The 17787-nt window shown below is 42.6% G+C and carries 16 protein-coding genes and 1 riboswitch; of the genes, 11 read left to right on the forward strand and 5 right to left on the reverse strand.

Translation table 11 applies throughout. The annotated features are described in order from the left end of the window. The 5 genes from atpD to PQR79_RS10445 all read left to right on the forward strand — a co-directional run. Positions 1-1276: F0F1 ATP synthase subunit beta (gene atpD / locus PQR79_RS10425; protein ID WP_274408479.1), on the forward strand; the 1276-nt coding region annotated here is incomplete at its 5' end. 36 nt (positions 1277-1312) lie between these two features. After that, positions 1313-1741: a F0F1 ATP synthase subunit epsilon gene (locus tag PQR79_RS10430; protein ID WP_238107383.1), complete on the forward strand. Its 429-nt coding sequence runs from the start codon at positions 1313-1315 to the stop codon at positions 1739-1741. 414 nt (positions 1742-2155) lie between these two features. Next, the gene (gene glmU, locus PQR79_RS10435; protein ID WP_238107382.1) at positions 2156-3514 is read left to right on the forward strand and encodes a bifunctional UDP-N-acetylglucosamine diphosphorylase/glucosamine-1-phosphate N-acetyltransferase GlmU; all 1359 of its coding nucleotides are present in this window, start codon (positions 2156-2158) and stop codon (positions 3512-3514) included. A 160-nt stretch (positions 3515-3674) separates the two neighbouring features. Beyond that, positions 3675-4568 (forward strand): DeoR family transcriptional regulator, encoded by an 894-nt coding sequence (locus tag PQR79_RS10440; RefSeq protein ID WP_274408480.1) that lies wholly within the window; start codon positions 3675-3677, stop codon positions 4566-4568. Between the two features lie 13 nt (positions 4569-4581). After that, the gene (locus tag PQR79_RS10445; RefSeq protein WP_238102930.1) at positions 4582-5238 is read left to right on the forward strand and encodes a 3-oxoacid CoA-transferase subunit B; all 657 of its coding nucleotides are present in this window, start codon (positions 4582-4584) and stop codon (positions 5236-5238) included. Positions 5239-5292: 54 nt separating this feature from the next. Here the strand turns inward: PQR79_RS10445 and PQR79_RS10450 are convergent, their stop codons facing one another. Next, positions 5293-6150 (reverse strand): universal stress protein, encoded by an 858-nt coding sequence (locus PQR79_RS10450; RefSeq protein WP_238102929.1) that lies wholly within the window; start codon positions 6148-6150, stop codon positions 5293-5295. 268 nt (positions 6151-6418) lie between these two features. Between PQR79_RS10450 and PQR79_RS10455 the strand changes: the two genes are divergently transcribed. Continuing rightward, positions 6419-7612, forward strand: a complete 1194-nt coding sequence (locus PQR79_RS10455) for a cation:proton antiporter (RefSeq protein ID WP_238102928.1) — start codon at positions 6419-6421, stop codon at positions 7610-7612. Between the two features lie 606 nt (positions 7613-8218). Continuing rightward, a complete protein-coding gene (locus PQR79_RS10460) occupies positions 8219-10009 on the forward strand; it encodes an acyl-CoA dehydrogenase C-terminal domain-containing protein (RefSeq protein ID WP_238102927.1) in 1791 nt (596 codons plus the stop codon). A 79-nt stretch (positions 10010-10088) separates the two neighbouring features. On the opposite strand, the gene PQR79_RS10465 is transcribed toward PQR79_RS10460, so the two are convergent. The 4 genes from PQR79_RS10465 to PQR79_RS10480 all read right to left on the reverse strand — a co-directional run bounded on the left by PQR79_RS10465 (position 10089) and on the right by PQR79_RS10480 (position 14848). Continuing rightward, positions 10089-10667 (reverse strand): thymidine kinase, encoded by a 579-nt coding sequence (locus PQR79_RS10465; protein ID WP_238102926.1) that lies wholly within the window; start codon positions 10665-10667, stop codon positions 10089-10091. Positions 10668-11020: 353 nt separating this feature from the next. Next, positions 11021-12577 (reverse strand): Na+/H+ antiporter NhaC family protein, encoded by a 1557-nt coding sequence (locus PQR79_RS10470; protein ID WP_303648441.1) that lies wholly within the window; start codon positions 12575-12577, stop codon positions 11021-11023. Between the two features lie 82 nt (positions 12578-12659). Beyond that, positions 12660-12874: riboswitch (Lysine riboswitch) on the reverse strand. A gap of 299 nt (positions 12875-13173) precedes the next feature. Beyond that, positions 13174-14097: an electron transfer flavoprotein subunit alpha/FixB family protein gene (locus PQR79_RS10475; protein WP_238102925.1), complete on the reverse strand. Its 924-nt coding sequence runs from the start codon at positions 14095-14097 to the stop codon at positions 13174-13176. A gap of 1 nt (position 14098) precedes the next feature. After that, the gene (locus PQR79_RS10480; RefSeq protein ID WP_238102924.1) at positions 14099-14848 is read right to left on the reverse strand and encodes an electron transfer flavoprotein subunit beta/FixA family protein; all 750 of its coding nucleotides are present in this window, start codon (positions 14846-14848) and stop codon (positions 14099-14101) included. Positions 14849-15285: 437 nt separating this feature from the next. On the opposite strand from PQR79_RS10480, the gene PQR79_RS10485 reads away from it, so the two are divergent. From PQR79_RS10485 to PQR79_RS10500, 4 genes are all read left to right on the forward strand, one after another. Further along, positions 15286-15696, forward strand: coding sequence for an H-NS histone family protein (locus PQR79_RS10485; protein WP_238102923.1), 411 nt, complete (start codon positions 15286-15288; stop codon positions 15694-15696). A 149-nt stretch (positions 15697-15845) separates the two neighbouring features. After that, the gene (rcsF, locus tag PQR79_RS10490) at positions 15846-16241 is read left to right on the forward strand and encodes an Rcs stress response system protein RcsF (protein ID WP_238102980.1); all 396 of its coding nucleotides are present in this window, start codon (positions 15846-15848) and stop codon (positions 16239-16241) included. A gap of 144 nt (positions 16242-16385) precedes the next feature. Next, positions 16386-17117, forward strand: a complete 732-nt coding sequence (tsaA, locus tag PQR79_RS10495; RefSeq protein ID WP_238102979.1) for a tRNA (N6-threonylcarbamoyladenosine(37)-N6)-methyltransferase TrmO — start codon at positions 16386-16388, stop codon at positions 17115-17117. Between the two features lie 4 nt (positions 17118-17121). Then, positions 17122-17733 carry an acyltransferase gene (locus tag PQR79_RS10500; RefSeq protein ID WP_238102921.1) on the forward strand — a complete coding sequence of 204 codons (612 nt, stop codon included), beginning with the start codon at positions 17122-17124 and terminating at the stop codon, positions 17731-17733. Positions 17734-17787: the final 54 nt, after the last annotated feature.

Here is a 17787-nt window from a genome sequence, read left to right on the forward strand (position 1 = left end):
TGGTTTGGTGCTGGAAGTTCAGCAGCAGCTAGGTGGTGGTGTAGTACGTACCATCGCTATGGGTTCTTCTGATGGTCTGCGTCGTGGTCTAGAGGTAGCAAACTCAGGTTCACCGATTTCTGTTCCGGTAGGGGTTAAGACCCTTGGCCGTATCATGAACGTATTAGGTGAGCCGATTGATGAAGCGGGTCCAATTGGTGAAGAAGAGCGTTATGAAATTCACCGTGCAGCTCCTTCATATGAAGATCAATCAAATGCGACTGAGCTTTTAGAGACGGGTATCAAGGTTATCGACCTTGTTTGTCCATTCGCTAAAGGTGGTAAAGTAGGTCTGTTTGGTGGTGCTGGTGTTGGTAAAACAGTTAACATGATGGAACTGATTAACAACATCGCTAAAGCTCACTCAGGTCTTTCTGTTTTCGCTGGTGTTGGTGAGCGTACTCGTGAGGGTAACGACTTCTACTACGAGATGGAAGATTCAGGCGTATTAGACAAAGTAGCCATGGTTTATGGTCAGATGAACGAGCCTCCAGGAAACCGTTTACGCGTAGCGTTAACTGGCCTGAGTATCGCTGAAAAATTCCGTGACGAAGGTCGTGACGTATTGTTGTTCGTTGACAACATTTACCGTTATACCCTTGCTGGTACTGAAGTATCTGCACTATTAGGTCGTATGCCTTCTGCGGTAGGTTATCAGCCAACACTAGCTGAAGAGATGGGTGTTCTTCAAGAACGTATCACTTCAACTAAGACTGGTTCGATTACCTCTGTACAAGCAGTATATGTACCTGCGGACGATTTAACCGATCCGTCACCAGCAACAACCTTCGCTCACTTAGATGCGACTGTTGTATTGTCTCGTCAAATTGCTTCATTGGGTATTTACCCAGCCGTTGACCCGTTGGATTCGACTTCACGTCAGTTAGATCCACAGGTTGTTGGTCAAGAGCATTATGATGTTGCAAACGGTGTACAAACTGTATTACAGCGTTATAAAGAGCTGAAAGACATTATTGCTATTTTGGGTATGGATGAATTGTCAGATGATGACAAAACCATGGTATTCAGAGCACGTAAGATTGAGCGTTTCTTATCTCAGCCTTTCTTCGTAGCAGAAGTGTTTACTGGTTCTCCAGGTAAGTACGTTTCTCTAAAAGACACTATCCGTGGCTTTAAGGGTATCTTGGACGGTGAATTCGATCACATTCCAGAGCAAGCGTTCTACATGGTTGGCTCAATCGATGAAGCTATCGAAAAAGCGAACAAAAAGAAATAACTAGGCCGTAAAGCTTAGTTCTTTAAGGAGAACTTGATGGCAGCCAAAACAGTCCAACTTGATATTGTTAGTGCAGAAGACAGCATCTACCACGGTGAAGTGAGCTTTTTTGAAGTGAACGGCGCTGAAGGTGAGTTAGGTATTATGCCTAACCATGTTGCTCTACTAACAAAAATCAAGCCTGGTATGGCGCGCTTTATCAAGCAAGATGGTAGCGAAGAAGTGTTGTACCTTTCTGGTGGTTTACTGGAAGTACAACCTACTGCAATCTCAGTACTTGCTGATGTAGCATTACGTGCCGATGATATTGATGAAAAAGCCGCTTTAGAAGCGAAGGAACGTGCAGAGCATGCTATTGCTAATGCTGGCGCTGACTTCAATTACGAAGCTGCTGCTATTGAATTGGCCAAGTCTTTGGCTCAATTGAAAGTAGTTGAAACCATCAAGAAAAATATCACCAGATAATCTGATTATTTGACGCAATAAAAGGCGACTCATTATGAGTCGCCTTTTTTATTTATCATTAACTAATACCAATCCTTATTAGAATGTGATCTATTTTAGGCTGCGTCACTAGGCCCCAGTACAATGAAAATGACTGCAGGTATAGTCATTTACATCAAAGTCATTTGAAGCCGTAATGGGGTTTGTGACACAGCCCCGAAGGGCGAATTTATCAGCGTGGTATTCTTTGTTAGCCTTTCTTAACGTAGTGCACTATGCCCTCAAAAGACTGCCTCGACTACCTCACTGATAACTTTCGCTAAAAGAGCAAATTCTAATGCGGATTGGTATAACAATCGCGATTTTTTTCATTTGTAACGTGATTAAGCTAAAATAGCGCCAATTTGAATAAAGTGTACTTTAAAGGAATCAACCATGTCGTTAAATGTAGTGATCTTAGCCGCAGGTAAAGGAACTCGCATGCGCTCAGATTTGCCTAAAGTATTGCATCCCATCGCCCATAAAAGCATGGTTCAACATGTTATTGATACTGCAAGCTCATTAGGTTCAGACGCTATTCAATTAGTGTATGGTTATGGCGCTGAAAAACTACAGGCGGCATTAGGTGAACAAACATTAAATTGGGTATTGCAAGCTGATCAGCTAGGCACTGGCCATGCTGTAGCACAGGCCAATCCTAACATTAACGACGACGATATCGTATTGATCCTTTACGGTGATGTACCGCTTATTCAACAATCTACACTCGAAAACTTGCTCGCCGCACGTGAAAAAGATGGCCTTGCCATTTTAACGGTTAATCTTGCTAACCCAACCGGTTACGGCCGTATCGTAAGAGAGTTTGGTAAAGTAGTGGGGATTGTAGAGCAAAAAGATGCTAATGCGGAGCAGTTAAAAATTACCGAGGTTAACACCGGTATTATGGCGGTTCCCGGTAAGCAATTAAAAGCATGGTTAAATCGGTTATCAAACAACAATGCTCAAGGCGAATACTATTTAACCGACATTATTGCCATGGCACATGCTGATGGTGTCGCGATAACGACATCACAACCCCAGTCAACCGTTGAAGTTGAAGGCGCCAATAACCGTGTACAATTAGCCCAGTTAGAGCGAGCATACCAAGCGCGCGCCGCTGAAAAACTCATGTTAGAAGGTGCTAATTTACGTGATCCTGCTCGTATTGATATTCGCGGTGAAGTGAGCGTGGGTATGGATGTGATGATTGACGTTAATGTTATATTCCAAGGTAAAGTGGTATTAGGAAATAATGTTACGATTGGCGCAGGTGCTATTCTGATTAACTGCGAAGTAGCCGATAACGCAGAAATTAAGCCATACACTATTGTAGAAGGCGCAAAGCTTGGCCAAGCAGCAAGTGCAGGACCTTTTGCCCGTTTACGTCCAGGGGCTGAATTAAAACAAGACGCTCATATTGGTAATTTTGTTGAAATCAAAAAATCAGTATTAGGTGTGGGCTCTAAAGCCGGCCATTTAGCTTATCTCGGCGATGCTGTTATTGGGTCAGGGGTCAATATTGGCGCTGGAACCATTACCTGTAACTACGACGGTGCTAACAAGTTTATTACCACCATTGAAGACGGTGTGTTTGTTGGCAGTGACACGCAATTAGTTGCGCCAGTAACTATTGGCAAAAATGCAACCTTAGGTGCTGGATCTACTATCACTAAAGATGTCGCAGCTAATGAACTCGTTATCACTCGAGTCAAACAGCGCCATATTTCAGACTGGCAACGTCCAATTAAAAAGTAAGTTTGTCTACTTAGATGAGCATTAACCTTTAAAACCTCTGTTTATCACAGAGGTTTTTTTGTACATATATTTCAACTTTTGCGATTAAAAACTAGATAAAGTTTCATTTGTTGCTAAAATAACTTTCGAAACGAAACATTTCGAAAGGCTTTTTAATAAAATGACCAAGCGTAATACCCAACAACGCCGCCATTCGATCATTAAATTGGTTAATGAACAAGGTGAAGTCAGTGTTGATGAATTGGCTAGTTTGTTCGCTACATCAGAAGTCACGATCCGCAAAGATTTAGCCATGCTTGAAACCCATGGCTTACTATTACGACGCTATGGTGGTGCAATACAACTACCGCAGGAAATGACACAACTAGCCAACGAAACATTGTCACTAAATAAGCAGGCTATTGCTGCAAAAGCGGCGGAGCTTATTCGTGATCATAACCGAATCATTATTGACAGTGGCAGCACCACATCAGGCATTGTGCAACAGCTTAACAATAAGCGTGGCCTCGTGGTGATGACTAATTCGTTGCAATTAGCCAATGCCATACACGAACTTGAAAATGAACCCACATTATTGATGACCGGTGGTACATGGGATCCACATTCAGAGTCTTTTCAAGGCCAAGTGGCAGAACAAGTATTGCGTTCATATAACTTCGACCAATTATTTATTGGTGCTGACGGCCTAGATTTGGACCGTGGAACCACCACATTTAATGAGCTAACTGGCCTGAGTAAAGTGATGGCCGAAATGTCGCGCGAGGTTGTGGTGTTATTAGAGTCGACAAAAATAGGTCGAAGGATCCCAAACCTTGAACTGTCTTGGGATGTCGTAAATGTATTGGTTAATTTGGTATTTAGAAAAACCGCCGCTAACTTCAATCCAATGATGGCCACCGCAGGTAAAATTACCGTGGTTGAAGCTGAAGAGATTGTTGAGCCAGGTGAGCTCGACCCAAACCATATTCATACACCGGGTATTTATGTTGATCGCGTTATCAAAGCCAGCTTTGAGAAACGCATTGAGCAACGCACCGTCAAAGCGGCGAAATAAGGGAGACAACACCATGGCACTGACCAGAGAACAACTCGCCCAGCGCGTAGCAAAAGAATTACAAGACGGTTTTTATGTCAACCTTGGTATCGGCATTCCAACCCTTGTGGCCAACTATATTCCACAAGGCATGCAAGTGATGCTGCAATCTGAAAATGGTTTACTCGGCATGGGCGAGTTTCCGAGTGAAGAAAACATTGATGCCGATCTTATCAACGCAGGCAAACAAACGGTTACCGCGGTTGCTGGCGCGTCATTCTTTTCATCAGCAGAAAGCTTTGCGATGATCCGTGGCGGCCACGTCGATCTTACCGTACTAGGCGCATTTGAAGTCGATGTTAACGGCTCTATCGCCTCGTGGATGATCCCAGGTAAACTGATTAAGGGTATGGGCGGCGCAATGGATTTAGTCGCTGGGGCTGACAATATTATTGTCACCATGATGCATGCAGACAAACACGGTAATTCAAAATTATTATCACAATGTGAACTGCCATTAACCGGTTATGGCTGCATTAAACGTGTCATGACCGATTTAGCCTTTATGGAAATTAAAGATGGCGCATTCCATCTTTTAGAGCGCGCACCTGGCGTATCAGTTGAAGAGATCGTCACAAAAACAGCCGGTAAGCTTGTGGTACCAGATAATGTACCCGAAATGACGTTTTAAGATTTGCTTATCAAAATCAATAAAGCCCGGTTTTTACCGGGCTTTATGTTATCGTTAGTCTTCTGTTGGAATAACCAATACATTACTGCGCATCCGGCTTAAAATGGCTTCTGCTGTATTACCAATAATTCGCCCTAACAAGCCTTGACGCTGCCTTGCACCGACCACAAAGTATTGACTTTTTAAGCGGCAGGCTAATTCAAATAAACACAATTCAGGCTCACCAGTAATAATGTGCATACAATCGGCCTCGACACCTATCTCGGCAATTTTTTGTTTATGTTCAGCATACGCCTTTTTCACCATGGCATTGATATCAAGTATATCCATATCGCGCACGATTTGCGGAATTCTGAGTACGTAAGCGACATGCAGCTTTGTGCCTGTTGCTTTAGCAAACTGCTTACCATGGGCAATAACGGCATTATTAAGGCGCTGTTTTGCAGGGTTACTGGTACCCAAGTCAATTGAAATTAACGTCGTGTTGCCGTTATTAAGCGGATTGTTAGTAAGCAACAACAAGGGCACTGTTGTATGGCGAATAAGCTGCCAGTCGGTCGGTAAATAATGCTCTGCATGGTGCACAGCTTTAACCATTAAATCAAAACCATGACGCTGAGCATGACTGCAAGCATGTTCAAAAAGGTATTTACTCCAAATCACATGTAATGGCACATCTTCAACATCGAGGCTATCTAAATGAGCTTGTAATTGTATTTCACGTTGAGTCATCAAGGCTTTTTGTGCCACGCCCGCCAACCTAGGATTGTCTCGGTCGGTACCACTTAAATAAGCATAAGTATAAGCAAACACTTCGGCCTGCTTATTTAATTGCTTCGCTAACGCTAACCCATGAGCAACAGCATCTGTGTGCGCGCTTTCCATTTGAGCAATAACAAACATTTTGTTCATTTAAACCTCCTTTATGGGACGTGTTAATGATTCATTGATACCCTAAACACATTTACAGATACTTATTGCATTATCATCTCACTTAAAAACCATCAATAACGGCTTTTATATTCCCGAAATACATTGTCTAAAAACGTGAGCCAGTAACTATCTTTAGCTTAGCCAATAGCGTAAGTTTGTGCATAAATATCGGTATAAAAATTGATCAACGTCAAGTTTGTTAGATCAAAATAATCAAATACATATTGCCCAACTTAAGGAAAATGAGATGGCAATAGACAGCTTTGTAATGGCACTGTTTCTCATTCTGGTGAGCGGTCGTTTATTAGGTGAGTTAAGTGCGCGATTAGGATTTCCAAGCGTGGTTGGCGAAGTCACCGCGGGGATAATTATTGGCCCATCGCTGCTCAATTGGGTTACACCGCACAGCACCTTAGCCCTCATTGCCGAATTAGGCGTAATATTGCTGCTATTTGATATTGGCTGTGAAACCTCAATAAAACGTTTGGCTCATTCTGGTCACAAAGCAATGAGTGTCGCGTTACTCGGCATCGGGGTCCCGTTATTTGCTTGCGGTATTGCCAGCATGTATTGGCTGTCTATTCCTCCCTTTACTGCACTTTTTTTTGGCTGCGCCCTTACAGCCACCAGCATTGGCATTTCAATGCGGGTATTAAGCTTAAACAATCAAACGCAAAGCATTGCAGGTCACATCATCCTTGGTGCTGCCGTTATCGACGATATTGTTGGCGTCATTTTATTAAGCATACTGTTTAATTTTTCCTCATCGGGCGAGCTTGCTATAGGCTCAACCTTAATGTTACTTGCCATGATTGCCGTATTTATTATTCTTAGCCCACCGTTAGTGAGAACCCTTATTTATTTAAGCCGTTGGTTACACCTTAAAGCCAGCATTCCTGGCTATGAGGTCATGGTCGTCATGGCGCTCATTTGTTTGTTTGCTTGGTTAGCCCACGGGTTTGGCACACCCGCCATTTTAGGCGGATTTGCTGTCGGAATGGGCTTATCAAGACAATTCACCTCCCCTTTTAATCGCTATCTCAAAAACCCATTTGCCTTTACTCATAAACTCGAAGAGTCAGCCAAACCATTAGTGCAATTATTTAGTCCCATCTTTTTTGTGTATGTGGGGATTAGTCTTGATCTTGAACAGCTCGATTTGAGCCTAATGGGAATGCTGTTATTGCTAGGATTAACCTTAATTGCGGTCGCGGCCAAGTTTGTTGCCGGCGTGGTAGCCAGTTCAAATTGGCAAGAAAGGTGTATTGTCGGCTCGGCAATGGTCCCACGTGGAGAAGTGGGGTTAGTATTTGCAGAGATGGGCCGTCAACTTGGGGTTATTCACGCCAAAGAATTTGCGATTTTAGTGATGGTAATCGCCTTAACGACGCTTATTGGGCCGCTCATGTTAAAACTGACATTACGTCAACAAACCAAATAAACTGCCCAGTAGTTGCAGATTACAGTGCTTTGTCTACTTCTACTAAGTGGCGGTATGAGTCACCCACACAATATAGCCGTTTTGGTTGATGAGCGGTTACACAACATGAATTGTAGTTTGGTAGCGGGCATACCTTTGATCTCCTAAGACAGCCACTTCATTGCTTTTATCTAACCTTGTCATCCCAATACTAAGTAATGCTGTGCAGAAATTGCATCAATGTCTTGATTAAAAAATGCCTAATCGTTGTAAATCGCTACCTTGATATTTGACGCCACGTTTTACAATAGCGGCATTAGTAAAATATAACGACCTCATTTACACCATCAACTTCTCTAATATTTATTAATGATATTAAAAATCCGATGCCCACCGTTGTGTATTGATACATTTTTGATCTGTTACAAATGAATATCAGTATGAATATTCACAGTTAATCAATAGAGACATTAACCAACAACAAAAAAGTTTACGTTAACGTAAAAATAATACTGAGTTTTTACTCGAAATTGGGTATGTTAGGTGACTAACAAAACAAACATCGGACCAGTGACGGTTACGTTGGTCACTCAAACCGTAAAGCAATAACTAACCAAGGAATGACTTATGCCTATTTACCAAGCTCCTTTACGTGATTACCAATTCATTTTGTCTGAATTGCTCAACATCTATCAACAAACTGATTTACGCGGTTTTGATGAAATAGATGCAGCTCTCACTGACGCGATTTTGCAAGGCGTTGCAGACTTCACCACCGACATTATGCTGCCACTCAATGCCAGCGGTGATTTAGAGGGATGTAAATTGGTCGATGGAAAAGTCATTACGCCAAGTGGTTTTAAGCAAGCATACAAACAATATGTTGAAGATGGTTGGGCCACATTAACCTGCGACCCAGAGTACGGCGGCCAAGGTTTACCTGAGGTTATCGGCACTTTTGCTACCGAAATGAAAACAGCAACCAACATGGCATTTGCAATGTACCCGGGGTTAACGCATGGTGCTTATTCAGCAATTCATGTACATGGGAGTGATGCACTAAAACAAAAGTACCTTGCGAAATTAGTCAGCGGTGAATGGACAGGCACCATGAACTTAACCGAGTCTCATGCCGGAACCGATTTAGCATTACTTCGCACCAAAGCTGTGGCTGTCGCTGATAATGTGTACGCTATTAGTGGTGAAAAAATCTTTATCTCATCTGGTGACCATGACTTAGCAGAAAACATCATTCATTTAGTCTTAGCGCGTTTACCTGATGCGCCAGAAGGTGTTAAAGGGATTTCGTTATTTGCGGTACCTAAATTTTTAGTCAATGCCGATGGCAGCTTAGGTGAGGCCAACACACTAAACGCAACAGGGCTTGAGCATAAAATGGGGATTCACGGTAACTCGACCTGTGTAATGCATTTTGACGGCGCAATCGGTGAACTCGTTGGCGCGCCACATCAAGGTTTAAAAGCCATGTTTACGATGATGAACCAAGCCCGTTTAGGTGTCGGAATTCAAGGTTTAGGTGTATCAGACATAGCCTATCAAAATGCATTAGTTTATGCCAAAGAGCGTATTCAAGGCCGTGCATTAAGCGGTGTCAAACAGCCAGAGCAAGCGGCTGACTCATTATTAGTACATGGCGATGTACGTCGAATGCTGCTGTCACAAAAATCATTTAACGAGGGTACCCGCGCGTTAATGGGGCAACAAGCATTATGGCTTGATGAAGCTGAGCGTCATAGCGACCCAGTTAAAGCCAAACAAGCCTCGGCGTTAGCCGCACTGTTTACGCCAATCGTTAAAGGGTTTGTTACTGATCAAGGTTTCAAAGCCTGTGTCGATGCACAGCAAGTATACGGTGGCCATGGTTATATTAACGAATGGGGCATGGAGCAGTTTGTGCGTGATATTCGTATTGCCATGATTTACGAAGGCACCAACGGTGTGCAGGCGCTTGATTTAGTAGGCCGTAAATTATTGGCAGATAAAGGCGCTGCATTAACCATTTGGTCTGACATGGTCAAAGCACTCGTACAGCAACATGCAACAAATGATGCGATGAAGCCTTATCTTGCTGGGTTAATGGATGCGGCGGGCGATCTTGAAAAAGCCACCGGGTTTATTGTGCAAGCAGCCAGCAAGAATCCCGATCTCATTGGTGCTGCGTCAATGGCCTACATGCAGTTATTTGGTATTACCGCCCTCGCTTGGATGTGGACCCGCGTTGCAGCAACGTCATTAGCCGCATTAGAAGCTGGTGCTGAAGAGACAAGCTTTTACCAAGCTAAACTTAAAACCGCACAGTTCTTTATGAGCTATTGGGGTAGCCAAACTCGAAGCTTACGCAAACAAATTGAGGCAAGCAGTGCCGATATTATTGGTTTCGCTGATGCTGATTTTTAATCGTTAAATGTAAAAAAGCCGCGTTCATTTCATGACGCGGCTTTTTTTAAGTTGATTAACTAGGTTATAGCATTGGGTATTAATCCCACAAAAACTCTCTAAAATGCTTACGACACACTGACTCGTAGCTTTCATTACCACCAATAGCAACCTGCTCACCTTCGCGCATTGGTTTGCCTTCGTGGTCCAGTCTTACCACCATATTGGCTTTACGACCACAATGACAAATGGTCTTAAGCTCAACTAATTTGTCAGCCCAGGCCAATAAATATTGGCTACCCGGAAACAGTTCACCCTGGAAATCATTGCGCAGCCCATAGCACAACACGGGAATGTCCATATTATCGACCACATGTGTTAACTGACGCACTTGCTCTTTACTCAAAAACTGACTTTCATCTACCAGTACACAATGAATTTTTTGCTCATAATGAGAAGTCGAAATGAGTTCAATTAAATTATCATCACTACCAAAGACCTGCGCATCCGTTTCAATCCCTATACGTGATGACACTTTGCCGACACCATAACGATTGTCTATCGATGCTGTCATCACTAAGGTATGCATACCACGCTCGCGGTAGTTATAAGAAGACTGCAGCAATGAAGTCGATTTACCGGCATTCATTGCCGAATAATAAAAGTACAGTTGCGCCAAAATTCAGTGTCCTAATCGTTGGTCATTTTATGCCGCTTATAGTAACTGGTTTAATATGCTAACAACAAACAAAAATGCCGTATTCGTTATGAACACGGCATTTTTTAACACGTAACGTTTTCAAGTTTGCATCGAGGGCAGGTTGATCTTTCAAGGTTGTTTTTGCAGCGTATTGTTGGCTATTACTCACATTTACAACTGCGCGGTAGAGACTTTGGGGTATAATTATTCTACATAAAAAGTCGATAACGCAAGTTAAAATGGCCAACAAACGCTGCCCAAAGGGTTCGGTTAAAAACGCTTTACTCGAACACAATTCAACCAATAAAGATCAACAGACCTTAAGCTTGAGATTACTTTTTAGCCCAAAAGTGCAGTATCACAATACTCAACACAAACAACACGGCACAACTCAACAGTCCGGCTACTAGCGATGCGGTATACCCTAAAACGGTATAGCCCACTAGACTTATCATCGCAGCGATTAGCGCATAAGGTAATTGCGTCACAACATGGTCAATATGATGGCAACTGGCACCGGTTGATGACAAAATAGTGGTGTCCGATATCGGCGAGCAATGATCGCCAAAAACGGCGCCAGACAACACCGCGGCTAACATAGGTAGCATCATGCTGCTGTCACTGCCCATTGCCATATCGGCGGCAATAGGTAGCATAATCCCAAACGTACCCCAGCTGGTGCCGGTCGAAAATGCCGTTACGCCTGCTAATAAAAATAGCCCTGCTGGTAATAGCGCAAAGGGAATATTATCGGTGGCTAAGCTCGCCATATACTTACCGGTTTCAAGCTCTCCAATCACACCTGCAATGGTCCAAGCAAACAATAAGATATAAACCGCAGGTAACATCGAAAGAGCCCCTACCTTCATGCCTTGCAATAACATCGACCATTCCACTTTCTGCTTAACAGCAAGTGCGACAGTAGCAATGAATCCCACAAGCGAGCCCCAAAAGAGTGACGAACTGACATCGGTATTCTCAAATGCGCCTAATACACTAAAAGGTAACTCACTTGATGCTAATGCTTCAGCGCCGCTAGACACCATAAAATACACAGTAGCAAACACTAATATCGCGATTGGTAAAAATAATCCAACCACTTTACCGGTATCAGCTTCTGGCAAGTCAGTGGTTGCCCCTGGCGGTTGGCCTTTAGATTCGTCAAATAAATCGCCACGCAGCGCATTTAATTCATGCTGACGTAAAGGACCAACATCTAAGCTAAATGTTGCCACGCATAAAAGTAACAGTAACGAAATGAGTGCGTAAAAGTTCATGGGGATCATTTGTATAAACACGCTCAAATGACCTGTATCAGCAAAACCGTGCGCCGTTAAAATACCGCCAATTAACGCAATAATGTAAGCGCCCCAGCTCGATACCGGAGAAATAACGCATATTGGTGCTGCGGTAGAGTCAAGTATATAGGCAAGCTTTGCACGAGAAACATGGTAACGGTCAGTAATAGGACGAGAAATAGACCCCACCACCAAGCTATTAAAGTAATCGTCAATAAACACCACACAACCTAAAAACATGGTCATTAATTTAGCATCACGCTTATTGCGAATACGTTGTTTGGCCCAATCAGCAAAAGCACGTGCTGAACCACTCACGGTAATTAATGCTGTGATCATGCCTAATACAATTAAGAAGCCTAAAATGTAGACGTTCCAACTATTTAGTGCTGCATCTTTCCACACTAATTGGCTCACAGTTGTCGCAATATATTCACCGCTACTAAGCAATGAAAAATCGGTCAATAATAACGCACCCAAAATAATGCCTACCCCTAAAGAAAGCAGGACTTTACGGGTTAATATGGCCAGTGTAATCGCCACAACAGGTGGCAAAACAGACAGTGCCGAATCGGCATAACTTATTATCATAATTTAATTATTTCTTCGTTGGATACGAATGGAGAAAAACTAGAAATAAGGCTAAACATACACAGAAAGTGTATGCATTAACGTTACTAGTAGCACTCCACAGTTATACCCATTTAATATGAATATCATTTTTTATCATATCGATAAAAACACTATGACAGTGCAGTCCCTTTCGAGAACTGCCCCAACAAATGAGGTTGATAAGCTCATTTATTTCGGCATTGCATCCTTTAATGTTGAATTATCGGCATCACCCAATTCAACCTTACTCTTATGCAATGCACCTCTACTTTTGCTCGTTGTAAAAACCGCAGTACAAAAAGCGCCAATATAAAATCACAAATGGGCCATATAGTGCCAGTAAAAAAACGTAAAAATGCCGCCCTAATAACAAAAGCACTACGTTAACCACAATTATGTATCATTAGTTTAACGTTTTTAAATCAAATAGACACTAGCGTAGAGGTCAAAACAGCAAAGGCGCCATTCCCCACAAGTGATAGCCAATAAAAAAGGTTTCTACTTAACTAAAGTAGAAACCTTCAAGTTAGTGAGCAAATTATCTCAAAGGTTTTTTGCCTTCAAGACACCTGCCCTTAAACTAGGCCATTTAATGCAGGAACCGCCTCAAATAAATCAGCCACTAAGCCATAGTCAGCCACTTGGAATATCGGCGCTTCAGGATCTTTGTTAATGGCAACAATCACCTTAGAGTCTTTCATACCCGCAAGGTGCTGGATGGCACCAGAAATACCCACTGCGATGTATAAATCTGGTGCAACGATTTTACCCGTTTGCCCCACTTGTAAATCATTAGGCACAAAACCAGCATCAACAGCTGCACGTGATGCACCCACTGCAGCGCCTAATTTATCTGCGAGCTGTTCTAAAATAGCAAAGTTCTCACCGCTACCCATACCACGGCCACCAGATACGATAATACCCGCATTACCAAGCTCTGGACGAGCCGATTCTGTTAACGCTTGTGACACAAACTCTGTGCGTGCTGCAATAGCTTGAGTAAGGTTGACGACTTCTGCATTGCCCGTTGAGGCTGCTGCATCAAATGCACTAGAGCGCACAGTCATGACTTTTTTAGCATCTAAACTTTGCACTGTTGCCAATGCGTTACCCGCATAAATTGGACGTACGAAAGTGTCGCTACTCACCACTTCAATCACTTCAGAAATTTGTGATACATCTAATAATGCGGCAACGCGAGGTAATGTATCTTTTCCGACACTAGTTGCAGCCGCCAATACATGATCATAATCAGCGGCAAGTTCAACAACTAACTTTGATACATTTTCAGCCAATTGCGCGCTAAATTCTGCGTTATCTGCAACCAACACTTTACTCACACCCGCAAGGCTTTGTGCGGCAGTTACAGCGGCAGCACAATCATGGCCGGCAATCAGCACATGTACATCACCACCAATGGCCGAGGCTGCACTCACCACTTTTGCCGTATCAGTTTTTAAACTGACGTTATCGTGTTCTGCTAATACTAAAATGGCCATATTAGATCACCTTCGCTTCGTTTTTTAACTTCTCAACCAATTCTTCAACTGAAGACACTAAAATGCCCGCTTTACGATCCACTGGAGGCGTCACTTTTAACACGGTTTGATGCGCTTTTAAGCTCACACCTAAATCGGCTACCGCGAAGGTTTCGAGTGGTTTGCGTTTCGCTTTCATAATATTTGGTAGCGATGCATAACGCGGCTCATTTAAACGCAAATCAACGGTGACGATAGCCGGTAAAGGCATGGTTAACGTTTGTAAACCGCCATCGATTTCACGCGTTACCGTGACCTTGTCGCCAGCTAACTTCACTTCTGAAGCAAAAGTGGCTTGTGGCAAATCGGTTAATGCCGCAAGCATTTGGCCTGTTTGATTATTATCGCCGTCAATGGATTGCTTACCAAACAAAATCAGTTGTGCTTGTTCTTTTTCTTGCACTGCTTTTAATAGCTTAGCAATTGATAACGGAACTAACTCCTCGTCGGTTTCGATATGTATTGCGCGGTCGGCTCCCAATGCCATCGCAGTTCTTAATTGCTCTTGCACCGCTTTAGCACCCACACTCACCACAACAACTTCAGTCGCGATGCCAGCTTCTTTTAAACGAACGGCTTCTTCTACTGCAATTTCGCAAAATGGGTTTAACGCCATTTTAAGGTTGGTCGTATCAACATTTGTGTTGTCAGCTTTTACCCTGACTTTCACATTAGCATCGACTACGCGTTTAACAGGTACCAATACTTTCATAGGTTTTCCTTCCTACACCTTCAATGTATGTGGACAACACACTGGCTATGGCCAATGCAAGATGGGTTCACTTTACGGCCTGTTAACGTTAACGTCAATCACATTCAAACGCTTGTTTAGATTTTTTTTAATTTTGTAGTGGCAATCAAACTAAACACGTCATAAAGCAGATAACGAAATATACGCTCAATAATTTAAAATAATCTATTATATCGTTAATTTAATTTGATCCATTGCGCAATAGTTTCTATTATTACGGTTATATTCAGTATTAATTAAAGCTATATTGATATTCAACTAAGATTAAATCTTAGAAAGATATATAATAACGACCTAAATAAACCATATGCAATACTGAAATTTACCTTGTAAGTTGGACAATTTAACCCTTATCAACTTTCACTTTTTGAAAGCTAATCATTAGGAAACGAAACAACATGAGTGACTTTTTAGATATTTTAACCCACGGTCGTCGCTTTAAAGCTGCAGTTAAGGAATTATCTCTTGATGATTTACGAGACACCGCAGCTAAGCTAGAAAAAATTATTGCAGACCGCGAAGAAGAAGAAAAGTTAGAACTTGAAGCAAATGCAGAACGCAATGCTCGTATTGCTGAAATTCTAGCTCAAATTGAAAATAGTGGTTTATCTATTGAAGATTTAGGTGACGTGACATCTTCACCTAAAGCCACAAAGACAAAACGCGCGCCACGCCCGCCAAAATATCAAATCACTGTTGACGGTGAATTAATCCAATGGACTGGCCAAGGCCGCATGCCAACGGTTTTCAAAAACCAAGTAGATAGTGGTAAAAGCATGGACCAATTTTTAATTCCAGGTATGGAATAACAATATTGGCAACAATATAATCAAATATTAATAACAAAGGGCTTACTTAGGTAAGCCCTTTTTTTATGTTATTTGAACGCTTTATCATCGTCATCATACAAGGTAAACTTGGGTGGCAGATTAATACTTATTATATAAAGGCTACGGCTATGACTTTTTCAGTAAAACAAGCATGGGTTGTTTCAACTATTGCACTACTATTGAGCGCTTGTGCAAGTGATTATGTATTCAAAAGTAATTTAGACGGCAAAGCCATTAATGAATACTTTAAAGTTAGCGATGTGGTGTTATACGATGGTGACGTACAACCAAAAGGTAATATTGAAGTATTAGGTTTAGTTGAAGGCGAAGCGTGCCAAGAAACAGAAAAAGATGCACCACCTCAGATGTCTGATGCACGCAGTAATGCTAGACGAGCAGCGGCAGACTTAGGTGCTAATGGTTTTGTGGTTAAAAGCTGCTTTATGATTAACGAACCTGACAACGGTTGCTACAGCCGTGCACTTTGTGTTGGTCAGGCGATTAAAACCGCAGAAAAGAAATAACCAGTAAGCAGATTGCCATACAGATGAGCCAAACGTCTGGCCCATCTGTTATTATTGAATTTTGTTTTACTAGGGTTAGCTTATTTCAGGTATTTCATGACTCAAGATGCCGCTCAAACTCATTACGAAAAATCACATCCTCACGTGTCTTTTAGCAACCATATCAACGCGGTCGCCATTTGCAGAACCCCATACAAGCAAAAATTTGGTATCCCTCGCCAACCGGGGTTAGTTAATGCGCCCGGTTACATTGAATTTGAGCCCGCATTTAATCATATCGATGCGGTAAGAGGTATCGAACAATACTCGCATTTATGGCTGCTATTTTGTTTTCATGAAAACTTATCTCAAGGTTGGAAAACCACCGTGCGCCCGCCTCGCCTAGGTGGTAATGAAAAACTAGGCGTATTTGCTACTCGCTCTACATTTAGGCCTAACGGTATTGGCCAATCTGTCGTCAAACTACATGGTGTAGTACAGCGTCACGGCAAAGTCTGTTTAAAAATCTCAGGTATGGATTTACTAGATGGCACTCCCATCATTGATATCAAACCCTATATTCCTTTCTCAGATGCCATTGCCGATGCTAAAGGCGGTATCGCCCAAGATGCGCCAATACTGATCCCCGTTAAATACACAGCACAAGCCGAAGAAAAAATTGCCCAGTATCAACTTCAAGAACACTATCAAGGGTTAGCAGAGCTTATCAATGGTGTATTATCTCAAGACCCACGCCCAGCTTATAAAAAAGCCAAAGACGACCCTAAGCTATACCAAGTTGCATTATACGATTTAGACATCTTTTGGCACATGACTGATAACGCCATTGAAGTGTTAGATCTAAAACCAACAACAGTTGAACGGCTCAAGGACTAGCTTGATGGCTGAAATCGATTACCAAACTCAGCACAAAAAGCGTTTATCTTGGATGCCTTGGCTGTATTTCTCTCTTAAGCCTAAACACCGACAATGGGCTAAACCTTGGCAAGACGAAATTCAACAACAACTTCGTCTTCTTGAGACCATTCAGATCGGTGAGCAGTGCTTTATTGCGCCACAGGCGCAATTGTTTGCCGAGCCCGGCCGAGATATAAAAATGGGTAATCAATGCATGATCAGCGCCGATGTGTTTATGCATGGTCCTATCACACTCGGCAATGAAGTAGCGATTAATCACGGTTGTAGCTTAGATGGCGGACGCCACGGCATTCATATTGGTCATCAAACTCGTATCGCCAATAATGTCACTATCTATGCGTTTAATCATGGCATGTCACCCACCCAGCCTATCTACCAACAAGCGGCCACTTCAAAGGGCATCATCATTGGCGAAGATGTTTGGATTGGTGCACAAGCAGGAATTGTTGACGGTGTGACCATCGGCAACCATGCCGTGATAGGCATGGGGTGTATTGTCACCAAAGATGTTGCTGAATACGCCATTGTGGCGGGTAATCCAGCTCGCGTCATCGGTGATAGAAGAGATAAATAAGCTCCGCTGTGCAATTAAAGTCTCTAAAGCCTTATTTTGAACCGAATTAGCAGG

This window comes from Shewanella metallivivens (assembly GCF_028750675.1).
Taxonomy (GTDB): domain Bacteria; phylum Pseudomonadota; class Gammaproteobacteria; order Enterobacterales; family Shewanellaceae; genus Shewanella; species Shewanella metallivivens.